The organism is Geofilum rhodophaeum (genome assembly GCF_002210225.1).
Taxonomy (GTDB): Bacteria; Bacteroidota; Bacteroidia; order Bacteroidales; family Marinilabiliaceae; genus Geofilum; species Geofilum rhodophaeum.
On record NZ_MWUJ01000010.1, the window covers coordinates 81,889 to 107,353 of the forward strand.

Here is a 25,465-nt window from a genome sequence, read left to right on the forward strand (position 1 = left end):
CTATGATGAAAAATCGATTAAAATTGACACTCGCAGCAGCGTCTCTGCTGTTTGCCGCCACCAGTTGTTCTTCGGACAACAATGATTTGCCCCTGGCAGCGGATGTGTTGGAAGTGATGACCCGTGTCAATAACCATTGGCAAAGCAGTAATCCCGAGCATGGTCGGGCATTTTGGGACAATGCCGCTTACCATACCGGAAATATGGAAGCCTATTTTGTTACCGGTAACCAGGAGTGGTTAAACTATTCCATAGCCTGGTCGGAGCGCAACCAATGGAAGGGTGCGCAGTCGGACAACCGTGCTGAATGGAAATACCATTACGGCGAATCGCACGATTTTGTGCTGTTTGGCGACTGGCAAATTTGTTTTCAGACTTACATCGATATTTATAACATTAAGCAGGAAGAGCACATGATAGCCCGTGCGCTTGAGGTCATGGAATATCAGATGGCTACCGACTCTTCGGATTACTGGTGGTGGGCCGATGGTCTTTATATGGTAATGCCGGTAATGACCAAGTTGTATAAGCATACCGGGGACGAGCTTTATCTGGATAAGTTGTACGAGTACTTCAGCTATGCCAAATCCATTATGTACGATGAAGAAACTGGTCTGTTTTTCCGCGACGGAAAGTACATTTATCCCAAACATAAGAGTTTGAATGGCCTTAAGGATTTTTGGGCCAGAGGCGACGGTTGGGTCTTTGCCGGTTTGGCTAAAATATTGGCCGATTTACCGGCCGATCATGAGCACCGGGCCGAGTACCTGGCCATTTACCAGAAGATGGCCGAAACACTGGCAGACATTCAACAGGAGGGTGGGTACTGGACCCGCAGTCTGCTGGATCCCGAGCATGCTCCCGGCTACGAAACCAGCGGTACTGCCTTCTTTACCTATGGCTACTTGTGGGGCATCAACAACGGACTGCTCAGCAAGGACACTTATTTGCCGGTAGCACTCAAAAGCTGGGACTATTTGGTTAACGTGGCGGTTCAGGAAGATGGTCGCCTGGGGTATGTGCAACCCATCGGCGAACGCGCCATTCCCGGTCAGGTGGTGGATGTGAACTCTACTTCCAACTTCGGCGTAGGCGCCTTCTTGCTGGCGGCCTCTGAAATGTACCGTTTGGTGAAATAATCTTAAGGCCTGTTTTGGCTTTAAAGCCGGGTGTCACTTGCTGACATCCGGCTTTTTCTTTGGTACTTTCTCGACATGTTTTTTTGCCTTGCGCTGTCAAACAGTGTCTTGGTGGTGTTTGAAAAAATGAAAATGGGCCATTGAATTATTACTACCATCTGATGGTTTTGTGGTAGCCATAAGCTGAGGAGGAGTGTAAATTTATGTGAAATTACAACTCATTTATAAACCAACTAAACATCAGTTTTAAGTTATGAGAAGAATTAGGTGTAGGATCAAGATTCTGGCTTTACCGCCATAATTTAGCATCTCTTTTTGTAGATGATGAATAGAATTATTTGATATGAATTTAGCGAATGAAAAACATGAAGAAATTAAATTGCCGTACAATATGGCACCCATCGTTCTTGTTGCGAATGTTTGCCATTGTTATATTGCTGCTTCCCGGTTTTGGCTGGACGTCTTCCGATGTTAAAGCAGCTCTACCTCAGACTGGCCAGCAGGTCAGCGGTTTGATTGTTGATGAAACAGGAGAGCCTATCCCTGGTGCCAATGTTGTGGTAAAGGGGACTACCCGGGGCGTTATTACCGATTTTGACGGACGCTACGTGCTTCCTCTTGACAATACAACCGATCCGGTATTGGTGTATTCCTTTATTGGATTCGAAACTCAGGAAGTAGCGGTTGCAGGTCGCTCGGTTATTGATATTACACTGGTTTCAGAGGTTTCGGCACTGGAGGAAGTTGTAGTAGTGGGCTTTGGTGTTCAAAAGAAAGTAAATCTTACCGGTTCGGTGGGTACCGCGACGGCTGCCGATTTGGAGGAGCGTCCGGTAGCCAATGCCGTTCAGGCTTTGCAGGGAGTCATTCCAGGCCTAAATATCTCCAACAGTGGTATTGGGGGTGAATTGGATGCCCAAAAGTCCATCAATATTCGTGGTACCGGAACCATCGGCCAAGGATCTTCCGGATCCCCTCTGGTTTTGATTGATGGTATGGAAGGCGACATCAACGCCATTAATCCTCAGGATATCGAAAGCATTTCTGTTTTGAAGGATGCCGCGTCGTCTTCTATTTATGGTTCCAGGGCGCCTTTTGGTGTTGTTTTGGTAACCACCAAATCGGGAAAGGCTGGAAAACCCACCATTAATTACAACAACAGCTTTCGCTTCAATACTCCGGTAATGATGCCTGAGATGCAAAACTCCTGGGAATTTGTCAACTTTTATGATGATGCGGAGTTTAACGGGTCCAACTCTCACTTGTACAATGAATCCTATAAGCAGCTGGTGAAGGATTATTTTGATGGGAAGCTTGATCCCACCGATGTGGCTTATCCCGGAAGTGGAGGTAAATGGAATTATGATTATACTTACGCCAATGTGGATTGGTTGAAAGAGTATTATAAAACCTGGTCGCCCTCTCAGGAGCATAACTTCAGCATGAGTGGAGGTAGCGAGGATTTAACCTACTATTTGTCGACCAACTACATGACGCAGGATGGTTTCATGCGTTACGGTACAGAGCAATTTGACCGTTTTACCTTAACCGGTAAAGTTTCTGCCCGTTTGAGTGATTATGTGAAGGTGGATTACACGAGTCGTTTTGTTCGTACCGATTACAGTCGCCCTTCTAATATGAACGAGGGGTTCTACGATCACATTTTACGTAGAGCACGTCCCACCCGGGCCATTAAGGATCCCAATGGTTATTATATGTCGGACATTAACTATATCCAGACTATGGCTGAAGGGGGACGTCATAAAGACCAGAAGGATGCTATTAACCAGCAGGTTAGAGCCACTTTTACGCCTGTTGAAGATTGGAACATTATTGCTGAGATGAATGTCAAAAGCGGAAACGATTGGACGCACTGGGATCAAAGAGTAGTGTATTCCCATTACGAGGATAATCCTGAAGCGACCTATAAAGCGCTTACCAGTCCCAATAACGACCAGGTTTATGAGGGATCGTATAAGTATACTTTTTTAAATCCCAATATTTACTCCAACATTACTCAGAGTATTGACGCCCATACTTTTGGCGGGACTTTTGGTTTTCAGGCCGAACAGTTTAAGAATCGTAGGGTGAATGCTCAGCGTACCGATATGATTACCACCGAATTGCCTATTTTGGATTTGACAACCAATATGGATAATATGAGTATTGGGGGTAATTATCAAGAATGGAGCACTGCGGGCTTCTTTGGACGTGTGAATTACGACTATGACTCTAAATACCTGTTAGAGCTGAACTTGCGTTACGACGGAACCTCACGCTATCGGGCCGATCAACGCTGGATATGGACCCCTTCTGCATCTTTGGGTTGGAATGTGGCTCAGGAAGATTTTTGGGGCGGTTTAGCCGATTGGTTACACACCTTTAAGTTGCGGGCTTCTTATGGCGTATTGGCCAACCAAAATACCACTGGATGGTATCCGACCTATCTGACCATGTCGACTGGTGCATCTGATGGTTTGTGGTTGATTAATGGTGCCCGTCCCAATACGGCCAATGCTGTGGGCATTATTTCATCGGCCCTGACCTGGGAAAAGATCAATACCACTAATATTGGGGTTGATTTTGGTGCGATGAATAATCGTCTGACCGGTTCGTTCGATTATTTTGTGCGTCAGACCAAAGATATGATGGGACCTGGTGTAGAACTGCCTGCTATTTTGGGAACCGGTGTTCCTTATACCAACAATACCGACCTGGAGACTTTTGGATGGGAGTTTGATGTGCAATGGAGAGATCGCATTGGTGATTTTCGTTACGGCGCACGCCTGACTATGGCCGATTCTCAGACCCGAATCTTGCGCTACGGTAACCCCACTGGGGATTTGGGCCGTTATCGCGAAGGCGAATTGATTGGTGATATTTACGGTTATAAAACCATTGGTATTGCACGAACCGATGCGGAAATGGATGCTCATTTGGCCGGTTTGCCCAATGGTGGACAGAATGCACTGGGCAGCAACTGGGCGGCCGGTGACATTATGTATGCCGACCTAAACGGCGATGGCCGTGTGGATAATGGGAGCAACACCATGGAGGATATGGGCGACTTGAGGAAGCTGGGCAACAATACGCCACGTTATTTGACCGGTGTGCATTTGGATGCTTCGTGGAAAGGTTTTGATGTACAGATGTTTTGGCAGGGTGTATTAAAACGTGACTTCGACCCCGGCGAAGGCAGTATGGTTTTTTGGGGCGCTACCGGAAGTGGTCAGTGGTGGTCAACAGCTATGAAGGAGCATCTGGACTATTTTAGAGCCGATGAGAACCATGCTTTGGGGCAAAACCTGGATGCTTACTACCCACGTCCACTCTTCAACAATAAAAACCATAAAACGCAGGACAGGTATCTGCAGAATGCTTCATATATGCGTTTGAAAAATCTGCAGATTGGCTATACTTTTCCCGAGGTACTGTCCAACCGTATAGCTTTGAAAAATTTCAGGGTTTATGTTTCTGGAGAAAACCTGCTTACTCTTACGGGTTTGAGCAAGACGATGGACCCGGAAACTGCCGGCATCGGTCGTCAGGGGGGAACGGTTTATCCTCTTTCGAAGACTTACAGTGTTGGTATGAGTGTTAATTTCTAAAAGGAATAAAGATGAGAAACAAGATATTAAAAAAAGCTGCAGGCTTTGCTATGGGTATGGGGGTGCTGTTTGTGTCGGGATGTAACGATTTCCTGGACGTGACACCGCCATCTCAGATTTCTCCTGAAAAGTATTTGTGGGATGAGGCGCATTTGGCTGCCTACACCATTAAATACTATGCAGATTACAATAACTTCAACGAAAACAGTCACGATAAAGGCGGGCAGTTGCCCTCTCATTATGGCAGTGGCGGAGAGACTTTCTATTTTAACGACCTGGCCACCGATAATGCCACAACCAGGGGGTCGAACAACCGTTATGTGCCCGGCCTTTGGAGAGTGGGTGCGACTGGCGGTCATTGGAATTTTTCCAATATTTATGCACTCAATCAGTATCTGGAGACGGTTGTTCCCCGTTTTGAGGAGGGGCAAATCACCGGAAACAGTCAAAATGTTGCGCACTATGTGGGTGAAGGTTATTTTTTAAGGGCGCATGAGTATTTCTATCGCCTTAGAAAAGTCGGTGACTTTCCGATTATTACCAACACCAAGCCCGATAATCATGAGGTGCTGGTGGAAGCTTCTAAACGACAGCCGCGTAATGAGGTGGCTCGTTTTATTTTGGAGGATTTGGATAAGGCGATTGAGTTGCTTACCGACAATCCTGTTGGTGGGAAAACAAGAATCACTCGTAATACTGCTTTGCTTTTGAAGGCACGTGTTGCCTTGTTTGAAGGCACCTGGGAGAAGTATCATGCAGGTACTGCGTTGGTTCCTAACGGTCCGGGTTGGCCAGGCGCTTCAAAAGACTATAATAAGAACTACAGCTTCCCCAGTGGAAGTCTGGATGGTGAAATTGAGTTTTTCCTGAACGAAGCCATGGAGGCCGCTGCTGAAGTGGCTGATGCTGTGCAGTTGACTGAGAATAATCAGGTTATTCAAGAGGCTGCCGATCAGCCGGCGAATGCTTACTACAACATGTTTGCAACAGCCAACCCATCGGCCTATCCTGAGGTGTTGATGTATCGTGAACACGATGTTGCATTGGGAAGAGCCCACAGTTACAACCATTATTTGTATCATGGCGCACAAAAAGGGTATACCCGCCAAATGGAGCAGTCGTTTTTGATGCAGAATGGGCTTCCTGTTTATGCTGCAGCCAGTGGATATGCCGGTGATGATTACATTCAGGACACGAAGGTTGATCGCGATTGGCGTTGGCGTTTGTTTATGAAAGCTCCCGGAGAGGTCAAGGCTTTTGAGAACATTGCCAATCCTGAGCGTTTTGAAACCGCTCCTGTGGTTTACAGTTCTGATGGTAAGTATTCTACCTCTACTGGTTATATGCTGGGTAAAGGTTATGCGCTTGACTACAATATGCAGATTTTGGGTCAGGACATTACTGCTCCCGTTATTTTCAGAGCGGCTGAGGCCTATTTGATTTATCTGGAGGCCAGTTATGAGCTTAAGGGTACTATTGATTCAAAGGCCGATGCCTACTGGCGGGCCATCCGTGAACGCGCAGGGATTAATCCCGATTACAGCGTTACTATTGCCGCAACGGATATGGCTCAGGAGGCTTTGGTCGACTGGGGTGCCTATTCTAAAGGTGAAATGGTAGATGCGACCTTGTTCAATATTCGTCGTGAGCGCCGTAATGAGTTTATTGGCGAGGGCTTCCGTTACAGCGATCTGTTGCGCTGGCGCGCTATGGATCAGTTGAATGGCTTCCAGATTGAGGGAATGAAAATCTGGGGACCGGTTAATGCTGAGTATGAAGCAGGTATTTTAATTGCTGATCAGGCGGATGAGAGTAAGAACACCGTTTCTTCTCCGTCCCTAAGTGATTATTTGCGTCCCTACCAGATCGTTCAGTCCAACAACAACTTCTACAATGGATTGTTCTTTACCGAGGCGCATTACCTTGAGCCGATTGCCATACAGCACTTTCTTATCTCGTCAGAAGATGGAGAAGATGTGAATACATCGCCCATTTATCAGAATCCGGGATGGCCTACAGTTGCCAACCAGGGGCCCATTGGGCATTAATTTAAGGGCGTATTGGAGAGTTGATTATAAAGAAAGGGCCGGCGAAAGCGCCGGCCCTTTTGCGTTTTTTTTAGCGGGGATGATATTTTTGAACAAGCCCCGTTAGAAAGCTATTCCTCGTTGAGACGGCGACGGGCGTTTTCAAGCGCATTTTTTACTGTGGTGTTGTTGGGATTGGCCGCCAATGCTTTTTCGAGGTGGGGGATGGCTTTGCGGTATTGTTGACTGATATCGGCCAGCTTTTTCCGTGTATTGGAATAATCCACCCGGGTAGGGTTTGCCAGGTTGTCGTAGCGCTTCTTTTCCCGGTCGTACTGCATATCGGTAATGCGGCTTAATAACAGGCCTACCTGTTCGTTGGCTCTGGGATTTTCTGGGTCAAGGGCCAGCAAGTCCTCGCCCGTTTTGATGGCTTCATTGACCTTGCCCGACTGGGCCTGGGCCATCATTTTAATGAGCAAAATGTGGCTGTCGCCGGATTGGTTTTCCAGACTTTTGTCGGCATACATAATGGCATCCTCAAAATTACGTCCATTGAAGCATACCGTGGCCAGTTTGCGATAGGCCTGTGGGGCTTCTTCGGGATTAATTTCAGGTATTCTCTCGAGCTGACTTTGGGCTTCCGCAAAGTTGTTGAGACCAATAAAGGCATCGGCCATGGCGTGATATAAATCGGCCGACTCGATCTTTTGTAGCACCATTTTGTTCAGAAATTCCAGCGCTCTTTCGTGTTTCTTAAGACGAATGTTGTTGATGCCGGCCCGATAAACACTTAAGGTGTCGAAAACGCCTTTTTCTTCGTAGGCCAGAACGGCTGCTTCAAAGAGCTGGGCAGCTGAGGTAAAATCGTCGATGCTTTGCGCCATTAAGGCGTCGCTTTTGAGTACATCCGGATCCTGACTTTGAGCTTTTCCCGGCTGAAGAAGAAAAGCCAGGGCTAAAATGAGTATGCTTTTTTTCATGATGCTGTATTTATGGATTTAACGCAATTTGCCGCATGTTTTGGCAGCAGCCAATAACATGCGGCAAAGTAAGTGCCAAAATTGTATTTTATCAAATGGTAGGCTCAATTACCTTGATACGGCCTTCTTCGTCGAACTCCATTTTATCGATGGCCACTTCGCGGTGAAAGCCTGCATCGCCACCCATTTTTATGCCATTAGGACGGCTGAATCGGTGGTAAACAATGAACCACTCGTCCTTGCCCGGAACCTGAATAACCGAATTGTGTCCGGTGCCGTAGATGCCTTTTTCGGGGCGCTTGGACAGAATCAGGTTGTTTTCGGGAATTTCAATGGGACCGGTGGGGGAGGTAGAAGTGCCGTAGCGTACGCGATAATCTGCATCGCGGGTGTCGTTCTCAGACCACAGGAAATAATACAATCCGTTGCGGTAAAAGACTTCTACGCCCTCGCGAAAAGTGTTGTCCGAAGGGGTCAGCACCTTCATGGTTTTGGGCTTGATTTCGGTCATGTTTTTCTTGAGCTCGACCACGGCCAGGTAACCATTCCCCCAATACAAATAAGGCTTTTTGCTTTTGGGGTCGATGAAGATGTCCGGATCAATTTCCTGACCACGGTTGATGCCCTCAGGCTTGAAATTGATGAGCGGTTGGCCCGAATCGGTAAAGGGACCGGCAGGGTGGTCGGCCACGGCCACCCCAATTTTCTGGGCAGCTGTAAAGTAGTAGTAGTACTTGTACTTCTTACCTTTTTTCACCTCAATGGCACAAGGCGCCCAGGCATTGCGGTCGGCCCAGGCCACATCCTTCTTCAGGTCGAGAATTACCGCTTCTTCGTCCCAGGTAACAAGGTCTTCCGACGAGAAGGTCTTGAAATAAGTGCCGCTCCAACCGTGGTAGCCGTCGCTGGTTGGATAGAGGTAGTACTTCTGATGTTGGTGGGAGTAAATGATTTCGGGGTCGGCAAAGTAGCCCTCCAACACCGGGTTATTTGGAATTCCCGGAAATTCAGCCGGCATTCCCCATTGGTCGGTCAACCGCATCAGTTCCTTACGTGTAATGGGGATAATGGAGCCGTGTCGGGGATGAAAATCCATAGAGATGCTTTCGTCAATGACCGAGAAGTTATGCAGGTCGGTACTCTCGGTAAACTGATAGCGCCCGGCCATATACACATCGTACATCAGAATGTAGGTGTCGCTGTTGATTAGGCGAAAAACAGATGACCCTTCCACGGCCTCGGTGGTTTGTTGCTTGTAGTCGTCGTACTCGGTCCACTCGCCCGAGGTGAGCGACTTTGTGGTGGCCAGTTTGAGGCCGTTGCCATGTCCCTCGGTCTTGTAAAACATGTGGTAAAGGCCGTCCTTAAAAATGATGTCGCCATCGATACAGGAGCGTCCGGATTTAGGAAGAAACAGCGTTTGAGGTTCCCCCTCCAGGTCGGTAAAATCCTCGTTGGCGTAGGCGTAGTAAATAATGTCGGGCCCGTCGCCGTGCTTCATCGACCAGTAAACCATGTACTTCCCGGCTTCCTTGTCGAAGATGGTTTGCGGTGCCCAAACGCGCAGCAAATCCTCCTGATTGTGGTATTTCTCCTGAATGTTGATGACTGTGGAGCTCCAGTTTAGCAGGTCGGTCGATTTAAGCAGCACCATGGCACGGTTTGAGCTCCAGCCACGGGCCGAGACCATGTCGGTCAGCACCATATAAAAGGTCTCGCCGTCTTCACCCCTTAATAAATGCGGATCGCGCACGCCACCTGTTGAACTGATGACCTTTGAATCGATAACCGGCTGGTTGTTGTTTAGGCTGTGGTAATTGAAACCGTCGGCACTTATGGCATAACGAACAGCCTCTTCATCACCGGTGTTGCCGGTGAAATACGAAAAAAGATAGGCCACATAGTCCTTCTCCTTCACATTGTTGCTTTGTCCCTTTCCCTGCGGGGGGGCTACAAACAGCAGTACTGCTGTCAGTACTGCGGTAAACAATGACGTCCTTTTCTTCATGCTTTTATGTTTAGTTGTGTTGATTGTTTAAACTTACTTATTCGGAATTTTGGCATCTTCAACCAGCATGGCCTGTACAATACGGGCGTGTTCGATTAAGTCTTGCACGGAAGAAACTTCGTTGCGGTAGTTGATGCCTGTGGGCCAATAGTGAATGGGGTTGGTTCCCCCGTCGCCCTTGAGTGTCTGTCCGGTTAACTCCTGACACAAAGCCTGACCAGCAGCTCCTTGCCAAACTCCGTTTACCATCAGGTTTTTCCACGCCTGGGTTGTTCCCGAACCAAAATAGTGCGCCATTTCGTGCATTACCGTTCCTACCCACATATAGGAAGTGTTGGGTCCAAAGCCTATACTGCCGCGGTAACTGGCTTGCGCCGTAGGGATGCCTTCGTTATAATACACATATATGTTGGCCTCGAAGGTGGTGTACCTGTTGTAATAGTAACAGGCACTGTCCAGAGCCTGCTTCAATTGGTCGTAGAATGCCGCGCTGGGGTCAACGGCCAGGTTGTAGGTGACGTTGCCGGTTTTCTGTTCGAGTTTTATGGTTTCGCCATAGGCGGTGCCTTCACAATTTGTGGCAAAGCCTCTGACGTAATAGTTCCTTTCCGGATCCAAATCACTTAAAAAGGTGTAAAACTTTCCACTGGTTACCCCAGCGGAAAATTTGTAATCAGCCACAGTAGGGTAGCTGTGGGCCGCCCAAACCATACCCCGTTCCAGTATCGGGCACCCGCCGTCATCGTGTATATCTACCAGTCCGTTGGTTTTTCCGCCTTGAACCATGGGGTCGATCGAAAGCGTAGTTACTCCGGGTAAGGCATAGCTTGCCTCGCCATAGGTGATGCTGTCGATTTCGACGATTGGAATGCGCAAAATCAGATGGTCGCTGGTTGCAATAACCAAAGTGCTGTCTTGGTTATCGGTTGTAATGTTCACAATGCTGCTGAGTTGTATGCGCTGAATCAGGCTGTTTGTCCGATGCAGGTTGAGCGTTGTTGCTGTTGCATTAATGGAGAAAAGCAGCAGAAGAGCAAAAAAGAGCGAATGGAGCGTTCTCATTATTATACAGGGTTTAGTTTTTTAATAATTTGAAGTTGGCCAGTTTGGTTTGGATCAAATACCAGCCAGCTGGCAGGCTTGAAATGTTCACAGTCATATTATCAGCAGAGAGTAGTTGCTGGCCCACCAATTGACCACTTATGTTGTAGATTTTGACTGCAAGGCCGCTATCTGGAATGGGAGAAAGGGTGAAATACAATTGAGCAGGATTGGGGTGTAATTGTAGACTCTGATTTGCTGTAGGAAGCTGGATGGAAGTTGTCAGGCCTGCAAATGTTAGCTTTTGAACTTCCCCCAGGAGTATTTCCTTTGAAGTGCCATTGATGGTATTGAGCAACATTGAGTTTGGCGTAAAGGTTAAGGTGTTCAATTCAGCCAAGGGGGTTGGATGTTCTGTGTTGTCGGTTTTAGTGGTAATTAAATGACTTGCGAATGGCTTGCTTTTGGTGAATAAATTGGAGCTTTCAGCAATTTGTTCCGTCGCGATATTGGCTGCGGTTGCTCGCTCTAACAGCGCAATGGTTTCTTCTACTTTTAATTCGTCTTTTACGATTTCTGCTTCCGTTAACGCTTTTCTATATAGTCTGAAATCATAAATGAACGTGCTTCCCAGGTATCCGTCTGTAAAAAAACAGGAGCGTCCCAGCCAATTATACAGAGGCCCCGTGGGTGTGTTTTTTAACAGACTGGACGCAATGGTGTTGCTAATGGATTCCTGGGCCACTTTAACACCATCAATAAACAGCGTTCCTGTTTGGCCATTTTGTGTATAGGTCATGTGATGCCAGCCTCCAAGCAGTGCTTCCTGGCCAAAAGTCACCTTTTGGAGCCCCGAAGCAGTTGTGTTGGATTTGGGGCTGATGGCCTGCTCTTGATTTTTTAAATCAGCTGCCAGGTAACCATTTTGGTCGTTGGTCATATTAACCGAATTGGAAAAGGTCCACAGGTAATTGCCGTTTTGTTGTATGCGAGTGTAGGTGTTATCTACTCTGAAAAAGGCCGATAGGGTATAGTCCTGGCATTGGGCCAGCATACTGCCTGCAGCTGCTCCCAGGTCCAGATATCCATTGTTTTCGCCTAAGTTTAGTACGTTAATATACCCGCTCTCGTTGTCGCCAAGGGTTATAATGTTGGCATCGTTTTTAAGGGTGGCCTTTAATTTAAAGATACTTGCATCCATTATCTCGTCGTCAGCTTGGTTGGTGCTGAAGTTGTGGTGAATGAGCAAAGCTCCTGCCCGACCTTCCAGACCGGCTTCTTTTTGAATATCTTCTTTGGACAAGGGGGTGGAAAAAAGTTTTATTTCGTCCACCATTCCCCCAAAGCCATTGGTGTCGGTTTCGTAACGCGAATAGCCAAAATAATTGTCGGTGGTTGTTCCTAAAAAATCATCGGGTCGATGGGGCAGGTTGTTGGTCGATCCGGCCTCTTCTCCATTGATGAAAAAGGTGGCGGTGCCGGTTTCCGTAGTTTCGTTCCAAACATAGCTCAGTGCAATGTGGGTCCATACGCCAATCGGGCATCGTTTGTTGGAGAAAGCCATGGCAATTTGTCCGTTGGCTGATCTGAAACGCAGCGCCATAACCCCGTTGTCGCTTCCATAACTTGGAATCATTGCAATAAATGCATTGTCTCCGTTAATTCCCGACCCCCAATCAAAAAAGCGGGTCGATTTTTTTAAAGTCTCCAGTTTGACCCAACTCATATAAGTGAAGGAAGTCAGATTCGCGGTAAGATCTTCTGGTGCTTTTATATATTGTCCGTGATTAGTTAGTTCCAGACTTGTCTGTTCAAACCCGTCAACATACAATGGGCTACCCACCAGCTGTCCGTTGTGGTTTTCTGCGAATTCATTCACGGCCCAAAGGTCGTCGGTAACATTAAACCGATAGTGCAATATGGGAGCAGCCGGGCTGAGGGAGGGCAGGAGCAATCCCATCATTCCCAAGCAAAGGGAAATCGCTGTTCTACGTAGTTCTTTTTGCATTTCAAAAATTTCAGTTAATTGCTGTGTACGTTTCTGTAAAATTACCTGATATTGTTAGTGCTCTTTGGTAGTAATTGTACAAAAAATGGCAGTTTTTCGACCAGTTGGAAGTCCAATTGTGTTGTAAGTCGTCAACGCTTTTTGTTGATTGAATGCTTGTTGACCGTCCTTTTTTTGATCCGAATGATTTGCTGGTGGGTCTGCGTAAAGCATTAATAATTGAAAGGTTTTTTTGAATTTCTACTATTTACTTCAGGTTTATTTGCATAATTTTGATTTAGTGTTAAAATTTGTTTACACGTCGTTTGTACTTTTAATCTAAATCTTTTTTAGTATGAAAATGAGACATTTACTGATGAGGTCTTTGGTGGTTGCGCTTGCATTGGGGTGGAGTACCTCTGTACAGCTCATGGCCCAGACCCTTAAGCACTCCTTTGATTTTCAGGAGGCAGTGACCATTGATGGTCAAAACTATGTGGTGGACTCCCAAGGTGGGGTACAAGGCTTGCTGGTTGATGCGGCAAGTGTTGTTGATGGGAATCTTGATTTGGATGGTGGTTATGTTACTTTTCCTGCAAACAGTTTCGACATTGCTCAATACCAGGATGCGGTAACTGTTGAGTTGTTTTTCCGGCAAAAACCCGGCGCCAATGCGCCCAACTCTTATACCACGATATTCTCATTTGGGCGGACAGTTGAAGGTTGGAAAGGTCAGGACTATTTTCAATTTCAGCCCTCTCGTGAGGATGGCATTTCCAGACTTGCGATATCAGCTAACACTGTGGATAACCCCTGGTCTTCAGAAAGTGCTGTGGAGGGTGAAATGTATACCGACTCGCGTACGCATTATATGGTGGCCATCCTTACCGATACTGAAATTATCTTGTATATGGATGGGGAATTTAGTGGATCTACGCCTCTGTCTGAAGCAAATCGCAGAGAGTCGATTAGTCCAGAGAAGGCCTTTTTAGGATGGACTCCCTACAGTAATGACCCAAAATGGAAGGGATTTATAGAGGAGTATCATATTTATGAAGGTACGATGTCGGCCGAAGTAATTGGTCAGCGTTTTCTTGATTATATGGGAGAGGACTATTTTAATGCCAATTTGGCTGATCTTACCGCGGAAGAAGGTACTTGGGATATGGTTTTTGATCCGGCTCAGGATACCTATACGCTTACCGTGCCTTATGCCGCTACAGAAGTGTCTTTAGAGGCCATACCGGAAGTAGATTTTGCCGATGCAGCCTTACTGGATGTAGAGGGCAATCCTTACCCCGCTGGTCCTATACCATTGGAAGGGGAAGGCGACACTTATGTTGATGTTATGGTTACGGCTGCCGATGGTGTTACACAAAGTCAGTACTACGTAACCGTGGTACGTGCTGAGGGAACTACCTCTGCCAACCTATCGGGACTTGAGCTTTCTGCAGGTACGCTGATGCCGGAGTTTAATACACATGTTACTGAGTATACCTCCATTTTGCCTAGTGACGTAAGCACTCTTGATGTAACTGGTACTGCTTTATGGGCAGGTGCAACGGTGACTAACGTAAGCGGACATACGGTAAATCCCGAAGGAGGGACCGTAGAGGTGACTTCAGTGTCCGAAGATGGCGATACTACTATGGTGTATAGCATTACCTATGGGATTTCCAAGTTTGCCGCCAATAAGGAGTTGTTCCTAACTCATGAAAGAACCGGGTTTGTTATTGGTGAAGGAGTAGATACCACATTAATCTATATTTATCGTCCTGAAATCAACAATCCTTCTTTAGTCTATACTTTTGAAGAAAGTGGTGTGGAGGGTGAATACTTTCTGCGTAATGGAAACGATAAGTACATGGCCATAACCAAGGATCCGGTGTGGAATATAGAAATGTATCCGCAGGCCGAACTGCCTGCTGAACTTGATAGTGCCCGTTTCCGCGTGGAAGAGTTTGAGCCCAATCGTTTCCATATTATTTCTGTTGCGCGCGAAAAATACGCATCAAATACAAGCAACAAGTATCTGGGAACAAACAACGATAATTTGGCAGGAGGTGTGTATAATGACAAACCTTCGAACAACAGTTATATTGTTTGGAACCTCTACGAGGTGTTGGATCTGGTTGATCCTTACGAAACTCGTTTGGATACTCTTATTGTTAATGGCCTTAAGCTGCTTCCCGCTTTTGACAGTTTTACCAAAGAATATCACGTGGTAATTGGGGAAGAAGTTACCGAAGCAGAGGTGAGTGCAACTGCAGTTGATGCAGCCACTGAGATTAGCGGTACTGGAACCGTTGCATTGGAAGGCGACAGTGGCAGTTTTACTGTTACTGTTACTTCTACCGAGGATGCCAACTATTCTACAGAATACGTGGTTCATTACATTCGTGAACAACCCTTTGCTTTGCGTCACTCTTATACCTTTGCGGACGGAACAGCCCGGGATGTGGTAGGACAGGCCCACGGAACCATTATGGGTGGTACCATTGTTTCTGGTGAGTACATTACGGCTGAGCAAGGAGATTACATCTCGTTGGATGCAGAAACCATTGCCATTAATACTTATCCTGCATTTACCCTGGAACTCTATTTCCGTGGAGATGGAACCAACGGCAACAACAATACCATGATTGCCTATTTAGGTGATACGCAGGATGATCTGGGTGTGGATTACATATTTATGAACCATAAGAGTTCTTTGTCGTTCTCAACCAACAAATACACCGAGCCTTGGTCTGGTGCTGACGGAATCAATTCTGAGCCATATGACGATGATCTTCCCCACCACTTTGTTGCTGTGGTCGACAATGAGCAGATGACCTTCTATATCGACGGTGTAGCTATAGGTACGCAACCTTTGAGCGATAGAAATAAAGTGTTTGACCTAAGCAATGCTGCTGCTTACCTGGCAAAAGGTGGCTATACCGCTGACCTTACCTGGCTGGGAGGAATCTATGAGTACAATATTTATATGGGACGCATGTCTGAAGAGGAGATCGGTTTACGTGCCACCAGTCCTCCAATTGAGGACGGTTCTGCTGATGCTTCATTGATGGATCTTGCAGTAGATGGCCTTACCATTGAAGGATTCAGTCCCTATGTGTACGACTATACCATTTTACTGGACGAAGGCGCAGAGTTGCCCTATGTCACCGCGGTTGCTACTGGTAGCTCAGCTGTTGCCGAGGTGGTTCAAGTTACGGAGTTGCCCGGACAGGCTGTTGTTACAGTTACTGCCGCAGATGGTGAAACCACTTTGGTGTATACGCTTAATTTCGACTTCCTTACCTCGGTTGCACAACCTGCTGAAGTCAGTCGTGTTGCGGTTTATCCTACTGTAACATCCGGCAGTTTCAATTTGGTTGCCAACGGTGCAGTAGGTACTGTAACGGTTTACGATCTGAGTGGGCGTGTGGTTTTGACTACGCCATTGAATGGTTCAGATTTCGGATTTGATTTGCCCTCAGTTGGCATGTACCTGTTGCGTGTGGATACTGCCAAGGGTTCTCAAATTATTAAGCTTGTTAAAAAGTAAGGAAATGTTATTCTTTCTTTTTTCATGAAAAGTTTCGGGCTGCCTTTGGGCAGCCCGTTCTTTTTCTTGGAGATTGTGGTTTGTTGTTTTGTTAATGTGTTTGTTGTTAGTATGGTATGTGGTTGTGGGTGTTTGTCTCGTTCTCCGATTTTTTTGGGCTATGTCGAATTTGTAACAGCATTTTTAATTTTATGAATATCCGGTTTGGTTGGCTTCGGTTACTTTTGTTTTGTGTTGTTAACTTAATTTTTACAAATCGCTCTTTATGAGATGGAATAATTTTTACCCTTCGGTATTTAGGTGCTCAGGTTTTGTTTTGGTTCTTTGGTTGCTTAGTAGCGCCAGTCTGCAATCTGCAGTTCCGGTCGAAGAGCTTGTTCAAATAACCGAAAGCCGGGTTTTGGATCAGGCGCTTGAGTTGCATATAACCTCTGAAACAACGCCTTTTGCTGCGGGCGTTGATGTTTCTTTGAATCACGAAGATGCCTGGGTGGTTTTTGAGAACATCAAACCTTCCGAAGTTGTAGCCAATTTTCTGGGACAGGTAAAAGTTCAGGGATCCCCTTTTTATGATGGCGTTAACGGTCGGGTTGCCATTTTTGCGCACGGTACAGTTTTAATGCCTCACAGCGCCTCTTATGAGCCTTTAACTGTTTTCACTTCAGCTTATTTTGATGGAGAAACAAAGTCTTTTTCATTGCACACACACCATAATCAACTGGGTGATTTTGATAATGCCATTCGGAGCTTTAAATTAAAGCGGGGTTATCAAGCTACATTAGCCACCAACTCTGATGGTTCTGGTTACAGTCGCGTTTTTATTGCGGACAAAGAGGATTTGGAGTTTGAAGTCATGCCTGACTTTCTGGATGGAAATGTTTCGTTTATTCGTGTGTTTAAACATCAATGGGTAACAAAGAAAGGATGGGCTGGATGGAATGCCGGTGAATACCAAATGGTGAATGCTACATGGTATTACGACTGGAATGCTGAAGGGGCTACTTCGCACGATCAGGAATATGCGGTTATTCGTCAAAATGGGGGATGGCCTTCCTGGGATCTTATTAATAATAAAGCCGACGTATCCAATTTGCTTGGATTTAATGAGCCGGACAGGCCCGATCAATCAAATTTGACTTTTGATCAAGCGCTTGCTATGTGGCCTCAATTTATGGCTTCCGGTTTGCGTTTGGGGGCACCGGCCACTTCAGATCCTTTTAACAATTGGTCACTTTTTAATTTTATTGATCATTGTGATGAGTTGAATTATCGTGTAGATTTTGTGGCCATTCATGCCTATTGGGCCAAATCGGCTCAACAGTGGTACAACGATTTGAAATACATTCATGAGCGTACCGGCCGTCCTATTTGGATTACAGAATGGAACAATGGCGCCAATTGGACCAATGAGTGGTGGCCAGATGATTCACGGGCGTATACCGATGCCAATGCGCAAAAGCAATTGAATGATTTGAAGGCTATTTTAACTGTCTTGGATACAACCAGTTTTATAGAGCGTTATTCTATATACAATTGGGTGGAGGATGCCAGGGCCGTGGTGTTAAATGGTGAGCTTACTTTAGCAGGAGAGTATTATGCCAGCAACAAATCTGAAGTTGCTTATGATTCCCGGTTCGAAGTTATTCCAGGATATACCTTTGTTGCGCCAACACTCTCTATTTCCTATCACCGGTCTACTTCCAGCATGCGCCTCGCATGGTCCAATCCCAATGGCGATTTGGTAAAAGCTTACCGTTTGGAGCGTAGTATAAATGGAAGTAGTTTTTCTCCGGTTTATGAGAGTGAAAATTTGGGTACTCTGTCTTTTTTGGACCCCATTGGTGATATGGTTGCCGGTACCATTAGGTATCGTATGGGGGTTCAAACATCCAATGATGCATGGTTGTATTCCGATGAAGTGTTGTATATGAAGACAGCGGGCACCGGAGCTGTTGAAGGTGGACTTTTCCCCATTTTAGATTCCGACTGGTCACAATTGGTCTTTTCGGAAACCTATCCATCGGTTCCGCTTGCCTTTTTAGGCGTTCCACGATTTAAGTCGGTGATGCCGCTTACTGTTCGAATAGGAACAACCACCACCAGCAATCTTCAATATAAAGTGGAGTCTTGGAATTATTATAGGAATCCTAATTTTGCGGGGGGAGACTCATTGGCCCTTCTTTCCTTGCCTGCCGGGGATTATAGTTTTGGAGGACTGCAAGGGGAGGTCGGACAAGTTGGTCGAGTCAAGCGGGAATGGTTTCCCGTGGTCTTTGAGAGAACTTTTGATGAGGCGCCGTTGGTCTTCGTTACCCAGGCCTCGAATGGTTCTCCATTTCCCACTGCACTTGCTATTAGAAATATAAGCACAACTGGATTTGAAGTTCGTTTGAAATCCGAGGAAGCTGTCACAGCTGCTACCCTTGGGGAGTTAGTTAATTATTTAGCCATTGAACGAGGTCAGGGTGCCATCGGTAGTTTCCGAATGGTAGCGGCCGATACGGGAGCTGATGGCGCAGTAACCACCGATTTGATTAAAGTTGCCACAGATGAGGGTTTTTCCAGGCCTGTAATTTTTGGCAGTTTCCAGACAGACAACAATTCTTTTGCCTCCACGCTTAGATATTACCCCACTGAAGGAAGTCCCGAGTTTAATTTGTTTCGGCAGCGAGAGTTGTCTGGTGGTGCCAGCGTAGTGCAGGCCGATGAAGTCGCCTGGATGATTATGGATTTGGCGCCTGGACAAAATGTTGCTGTTGCGAACAGGGCAGTCGGGGCAGATTTAAAGTTTTTTCCTAACCCTGTAAAGGATCAGTTGTTTGTTAACAGCCTACATCCCATCGAGGTGAGCGTATTTTCCACAACAGGAGTACTTGTTAAGCGCCAGATGGTGCAGCAAAGTCTAAATGTGGGGGACTTGCCTCCCGGAAATTATGTGATAAGGGCTGAAGGGATTACCCACCAGATGGTTAAGTGGTGAAGAAGGTTTTTGAGTTTCTCAGGCTTAGTCCTACTGTTTTTGAATGTTAATTAAATCGACACAAGTAATGAAAAAGGGATTTTGGAAACAAAATGTTCGGCAAGCACTTTTATTGGGATTGCTGCTGGTTGGAAGTTTGTGGCTTGTTTCCTGTGAGGATGATTATATATACAACGACGAAGAGCCTACTTGGCTTGGTTCCAGTATTTATGATTATCTGGTTGAGCAGGATCGCTTCAGTATTTATCTTCAGTTGATCGACGATGTTGGTTACGGTGAGGTGTTAAAGCATACTGGGAGTAAAACCCTGTTTGTTGCCGATGATGATGCTTTCTCAAGGTTTTTTGCTGATAATCAATGGGGTGTGTCTCGTTACGAAGATCTTTCTTTAACTCAAAAGAAACTGATTCTGAACTATGGCATGGTTGACAATGCCTATTTGATGCAGACTTTTGCGAATTATAATGACGGAGCACTTCTCGAAGGACGTGCGTTTCGTAGAGCAACTGCATTATCGCCTTATGATAGTGTTTCTTTTGAAAACGGCTCCGTTTTTCCGAATACCCGCTGGTGGGAGGGTTTAAAGAATAAGGGTGCCTTTCTTTTAAAGGATTACACCTCCAAACCGATGGTCTATTTTTTGGACCGTCCTATGCGTAATGTGGGGATCAGCAATAATGATTTTAAACTCTTTACGGGTTCAGAGCGGCAGGATGGCGATGCGCATATATTTGGCAATCGAATTATAGAACGCGATGTGGTTTGTAAAAACGGCTATGTGAACGTTTTGTCGGAAGTGTTGCTGCCTCCCCATAATATGGCCGAATATTTGCGTGAAAATAATTCAACCTCTCTCTTTTCTTCGCTTTTGGAACGATTCAGTGTTCCCCTTTATGTAGGAGATTTTCAGGAGGAATATCGTCAGATTAATCCTGGCTTTAATGACTCTCTGTTTGTGAAGGAGTATTTTGCCAGCCTGGGTGGGATTTCACAGTTTCCCGATAATGGTAATGCCGTCCCTGAGAATTTGCTTTTACCCTTTAACCCAGGTTGGAATGCTTACCGTAGTGAATTTACTGCTATGCAGGGTGATATGGCTGCCATGTTGGTGCCTAATGACGCTGCAATGGAGAGCTTTCTTAACGACACAGATGAGGGCCGTGTGTTAAGGGACTATTTTGGTGACTGGGATGGGGTGCCTGACCATATTGTCATGAAGTTCCTGCAACGACACATGCGCACCTCCTTCATTAATTCGGTTCCTTCACGCTTTGATCGGATGACCGACAGCAACAATGATGATTTGCCCATAGAGCTGAGTCATATTGACAAGAGTTATATGGCTGTAAACGGCTTGGTATATGAAACCAATACTGTTTATCCGCCCAGCGATTACATTTCGGTTTATGCTCCGGTTTTATTTGGAGGCAATAGTACGACGCGAATCTTCGATTGGATAGTGAGTAAACTCGATTATACCTTTTATCTGAATTCCCTCCAAAGCGAATACAGTTTCTTTGTTCCCACTGATGCCTTTTTCGAAGGCTACATCGATCCGGTTGCCTCAATTCACAAGGAGGGAAGTATTATGCAGAAGGGTGCTATTAAGTATCGCTACAATGAGACTTTTGCAAATGTTGAGGCTGTGGTCTACAAATGGGATCCTGAGACCAATACTGTTGGAGATTCTTTGCGTACCATATCATATTCATCTCCCCGTGAGGTTAATGAACAGAATGATTTTATTTTAAATCGTTTGTGGGATTTATTGGAAAACCACATTGTGGTAGGCCCACTCCCCACCGATTCGGAATATGTGCTTACTAAAGGTGGTACCCTGCTGCGTGTTCGCAACCCAGACAGCCCCAATATGACCGTGCAAGGGATGGGTAATGCAGAACGTGGTGAGGAGGTTGGTGTTTCGCACATCTTTGAACAAGCCAATGGTAAGACCTATCTTATCGACCGGCCCTTACAGTCCCCCCTTAACTCCGCTTATTCTGTTTTAAGTACCCGCCCCGAGTTCTCGGTGTTTTTTGATCTGATGAGCGGTTTTACAGATGATTTACAAATGTTTGTTCTGCGGCCGAATAATGTAGGAATAGACCAAAACCTTCGCTTTGTGAACTCTTTTCATTACACCCTTTACGTGCCGACCAATGCTGCACTCAACCAAGCTATTATGAATGGTGTTGTGCAGCCATGGGAATCCGGAATGGACTATCCCGGTGTTGTAGGAATTAACGATATGCCTGAAGAAACAGCCGAGGATATTGAAAATAAGGAAGCGGCAATTGAACATCTTGAGCGGTTTTTGAGGTATCATTTTCAGGATTATGCCCTTACAGTTGGTGGCACTAGGGTGCCTGCCTTATACCAAACCTCAACCATTAAAACCGATGATGCCGTTTCCTTATTCGGAACAAGGAAAAATAAATATTATAAGCTGAGAGTTTCCGGGTCTGGTAATGATTTAACCATTGAAACTGAAAATGGGGATACCGCCAGAGTTTTGACCGATGGGGGGAGTTCTAACCTGGTTACCAGAGATTATATCTTTAATGTAGATTTTACTAATGGTAATCCTAACTTCTTTCTTACTATTACGGGTTCGGGTTCTGCAAATGCCCCCAACTACAATACCTCGCGAATTGTCACCTCTTCCACCCTGGTAATTCATCAAATAGACAAAGTCTTGACTTTTGGTGGTGTCGACGGTGGTGAGTAGTGTAGTAGTCATAGGTTTATTTAGAAAAAGACAGATGCGGCATGGTGTTTTGCACATATGCTTGTGATCGAGGACAAGGAATTAATAAAAACAATATCTGATGAAAGTTAAAATAGGTATTATACTGCTCAGTTTTCTTTTGGTGCCTCTGTGGTTGTTGGGGCAGGCTGGTGGTTCAGATTTGATCATTCGGGGAACGGTGACGGGTTCACTCACAGGCGAAACCCTTATTGGGGTTAATGTTATTGAAGTGGACGCTACCAAAAGGATTGTAGGAGCGACGGTTACCGACATCAACGGGCAATACGTGCTGCGGGTTAAGAATCCTGATAATTCATTGGTTTATAGTTTTATAGGTTTTGTGACAAAACAGGAATCTATTGGCAGCCGTCGGCAGATTGATGTGGTGATGGAGGATGAGCTGCAACAGGTCGATGAGGTGGTCGTTACAGCAACCCGCATGCACAACGACGGGACCTTCGCCATTCCGCAACGTGAGGTTTCCACGGCCGTGCAAACCATCAGTACCAAGGAGTTTGAGGGGGTTCAAGTAACCTCCGTGGATGACGCTCTTCAGGGCCGGATTGCCGGTTTGGATATTGTGGGAAATTCAGGTGACCTGGGAAGTGGCACCAGCATGCGTATACGGGGGATTTCCTCGATTAACGGATCGAGTGAGCCGTTGATCGTATTAAACGGTATTCCTTATGAAGTTGAAATTGATCCTAATTTTGATTTTGCCAGTGCCAATGAAGAGCAGTTTGCCAATATGTTGAGTATTAACCCCGACGATATTGAGGAAATTACGGTGTTGAAGGATGCTGCTTCCACCGCTGTTTGGGGAGCTAAAGGGGCCAATGGGGTTTTAGTTATTAAAACCAAAAGGGGGGTTCGCGGGCCTACCCGTGTTCAATACTCTTATCGCATGACTCGTGCCGTTCAGCCTCAGGGCGTGGAAATGTTGAATGGTGACGATTACACCATGTTAATGAAACAGGCCTATTTTAATAGTGAGCAAAACGAAACAGCTGCGAACATCCGTGAATTTATGTACGACCCCAATTTTGCAGAGTACGAAAATTTTAACAACAATACCAATTGGTTCGATGCCATAACGCAAACCGGCTTTTCGCATGATCATTATGTTACCCTTTCGGGTGGCGGTGAGCGGGCTCGTTTTCGGGTTTCCGGAGGGTATTTGGGGCAAACGGGCACAATTATTGGTCAAAAAATGGATCGTTTTACCACTCGTTCCTATCTCGAGTATTCGGTCTCGGATCGTATCCGTTTCATTAGTGAATTCTCCTATACTTACTCGGAGAATGCGCGAAATTACGATCAGATTCCTGACCCTGACAACAATAAAAGGAAATTGAATTTGTTGGAAATGGCTTATCGGAAAATGCCCAACGTCAGTATTTACCAACAAGATGCCCTTGGCCGGGAAAGCGACGTTTATTATAATATTCAACGGGATTCGGAATTGCATAATTCTCAGAAATTTATGCCCAACCCTGTAGGGGTAGCCAATTTAGCAACCAACAGTCATGAGAATTATAGGATTTTGCCCACCTTTCGTTTGCAGTATGACCTGGTGGATCCCTATCAATCCACCTTGCGATACAACATTTATGTGAGCTTTGATGTGAACAATAACAAGATACATCGTTTTTTGCCGAAAGAAGCCACCAATAACTTTTGGAATGCCGATGGGGTTAATGGTGCTGAGACGGCCGATTCTGAGAGTGTAACAGTAATGATGGATAACAACATCACCTGGCAGCCCAAATTAAGTAATCCCGATCACAGTGTTATGTTGTACGGTTCCTTTCAAACCCGTACTGGCAATAGTTCGAGTCAGGGCTACGGAACCACCAACCTTCCATCCAATCTTATCACCAACCCGGGTAGTGAAGGTTTTATAAGTGGTATGGGAACCAGTCGCTCGGCTTATCGATCTAATGCTTTATTGGCTCGTGGGCATTATTCTTATTTGTCACGTTATATCCTGGGGTTCACTGTACGGCGTGACGGCAGTACTCAATTTGGTGATGACAGGAAATTTGGTACTTTTCCCGGAGTTTCGGCCAAGTGGATTATTTCCGATGAAGCCTTTATGGACAATACAAGCCATTGGTTGAGCATGTTGGCCATACGCCCAAGCTGGGGTATCAGTGGAAACCAGCCCGGCCAGGAGTATCTGCACTTCAGTCGTTATTCTTCCTACGGCAGTTATGCCGGGATGCCTGCTACCCGTCCCACAACCTTGCGTTTGGCCGATTTGAGATGGGAGAAAACTGAATCCTGGAACTACGGACTGGATCTTGGTTTGTTTGATGATCGGTATATGTTCGATATAAACTTTTATAACCGCAGAACCGAAGACTTGTTGTTTAAGAATCTGGGGCTTCCGGCTTCTTCCGGGTATTCAGGTGTGGCCTGGCAAAATGTTGGTACTATGGACAACAATGGCTGGGAGTTTAATTTTTATACGGTAAATGCCATTCGCAGCAGCGATTTTTCACTCGACTTTAATTTCAATTTGAGTAACTATGTCAATACCATTGTTGAGTTGCGCGACGATGTGCTGCGCAGCCACAATGGAGATTACAACTTTGATAACGGAAGTTATCTTTCGCGGATTCAGGAGGGGAACTCTTACGGATCCATTTATGGGTTCCGCTACAAGGGCGTTTATCAGTACGATGGATATATTCCCGGTGTCCAGGAAAATGCCCCGGTTGCCCGCGATGCAGATGGTAATGTATTTGTTGATGAATATGGAGAGCCTTTGCCCATGGTTTTTGCTTACAATCGTACTAATGAGTATGAGTTTCGCGGAGGTGATGCCATTTATGAGGACATTAATAGTGATGGCAGTATTGATGAGTTGGATATTGTTTATTTGGGTAACTCCAACCCCAAGGTTAATGGTGGATTTGGGTTAACCCTCAGATACAAACGGCTGGCAATAGTTCCATTTTTTAATTTCCGTTATGGAAATAAAATTGTTAATGCAGCCCGAATGTATGCAGAAAATATGCATTCGAACAACAACCAGAGTGTGGCGGTAAACTGGCGCTGGCGCAAAGACGGTGATGTTACCGACATCCCTCGTGCCCTGTTTCAACATGGCTACAACTGGTTGGGCAGCGACCGATACGTCGAGGATGGAACCTTCATGCGTATGAAATATTTAACGGTCAGCTATTCGGTAGCTCCGGATATCCTCAAGCGCTATAATATGAAACAGTTGAGCCTGTATATGACGTTTAATAACCTGTTTACCTTAACAAAATACACAGGGGTAGATCCCGAGGTGGGCTACGGAAGTTTCAGTGTCAGTACCGACAACAATCGGACTCCCCGATCACGTGATTTTACTTTTGGTTTAACGGTTGGTTTTTAAAATTTGAA

11 protein-coding genes are annotated in these 25,465 nt (G+C 45.8%); 7 read left to right on the top strand and 4 right to left on the bottom strand.

Features of this window, described 5'->3' with window-relative positions; all coding sequences use genetic code 11:
• The first annotated feature begins 2 nt into the window (after window positions 1-2).
• From B4W65_RS10600 to B4W65_RS10610, 3 genes are all read left to right on the top strand, one after another.
• Window positions 3-1,139 carry a glycoside hydrolase family 88/105 protein gene (locus B4W65_RS10600; RefSeq protein ID WP_240509547.1) on the top strand — a complete coding sequence of 379 codons (1,137 nt, stop codon included), beginning with the start codon at window positions 3-5 and terminating at the stop codon, window positions 1,137-1,139.
• Window positions 1,140-1,504: 365 nt separating this feature from the next.
• The gene (locus tag B4W65_RS10605) at window positions 1,505-4,747 is read left to right on the top strand and encodes a SusC/RagA family TonB-linked outer membrane protein (protein ID WP_240509548.1); all 3,243 of its coding nucleotides are present in this window, start codon (window positions 1,505-1,507) and stop codon (window positions 4,745-4,747) included.
• An 11-nt stretch (window positions 4,748-4,758) separates the two neighbouring features.
• The gene (locus B4W65_RS10610; protein ID WP_088655133.1) at window positions 4,759-6,795 is read left to right on the top strand and encodes a RagB/SusD family nutrient uptake outer membrane protein; all 2,037 of its coding nucleotides are present in this window, start codon (window positions 4,759-4,761) and stop codon (window positions 6,793-6,795) included.
• 110 nt (window positions 6,796-6,905) lie between these two features.
• Here the strand turns inward: B4W65_RS10610 and B4W65_RS10615 are convergent, their stop codons facing one another.
• The 4 genes from B4W65_RS10615 to B4W65_RS10630 form a co-directional block, all read right to left on the bottom strand.
• Window positions 6,906-7,757 carry a tetratricopeptide repeat protein gene (locus tag B4W65_RS10615; RefSeq protein WP_088655134.1) on the bottom strand — a complete coding sequence of 284 codons (852 nt, stop codon included), beginning with the start codon at window positions 7,755-7,757 and terminating at the stop codon, window positions 6,906-6,908.
• 91 nt (window positions 7,758-7,848) lie between these two features.
• Complete coding sequence (locus B4W65_RS10620) at window positions 7,849-9,765, bottom strand: family 43 glycosylhydrolase (RefSeq protein ID WP_088655135.1); 1,917 nt, start codon at window positions 9,763-9,765, stop codon at window positions 7,849-7,851.
• 33 nt (window positions 9,766-9,798) lie between these two features.
• A complete protein-coding gene (locus B4W65_RS10625; protein ID WP_088655136.1) occupies window positions 9,799-10,827 on the bottom strand; it encodes a hypothetical protein in 1,029 nt (342 codons plus the stop codon).
• A gap of 13 nt (window positions 10,828-10,840) precedes the next feature.
• A complete protein-coding gene (locus tag B4W65_RS10630) occupies window positions 10,841-12,814 on the bottom strand; it encodes a LamG-like jellyroll fold domain-containing protein (protein WP_088655137.1) in 1,974 nt (657 codons plus the stop codon).
• Window positions 12,815-13,148: 334 nt separating this feature from the next.
• On the opposite strand from B4W65_RS10630, the gene B4W65_RS10635 reads away from it, so the two are divergent.
• From B4W65_RS10635 to B4W65_RS10650, 4 genes are all read left to right on the top strand, one after another.
• On the top strand, window positions 13,149-16,340 hold the full coding sequence (locus B4W65_RS10635; protein WP_088655138.1) for a cadherin-like beta sandwich domain-containing protein: 3,192 nt from the start codon (window positions 13,149-13,151) through the stop codon (window positions 16,338-16,340).
• A 265-nt stretch (window positions 16,341-16,605) separates the two neighbouring features.
• Window positions 16,606-19,320 carry a glycosyl hydrolase gene (locus B4W65_RS10640; protein WP_088655139.1) on the top strand — a complete coding sequence of 905 codons (2,715 nt, stop codon included), beginning with the start codon at window positions 16,606-16,608 and terminating at the stop codon, window positions 19,318-19,320.
• Between the two features lie 67 nt (window positions 19,321-19,387).
• Complete coding sequence (locus tag B4W65_RS10645) at window positions 19,388-22,048, top strand: fasciclin domain-containing protein (protein WP_158522836.1); 2,661 nt, start codon at window positions 19,388-19,390, stop codon at window positions 22,046-22,048.
• 100 nt (window positions 22,049-22,148) lie between these two features.
• A complete protein-coding gene (locus B4W65_RS10650) occupies window positions 22,149-25,457 on the top strand; it encodes a SusC/RagA family TonB-linked outer membrane protein (protein ID WP_088655141.1) in 3,309 nt (1,102 codons plus the stop codon).
• The last annotated feature ends 8 nt before the right edge of the window (window positions 25,458-25,465 follow it).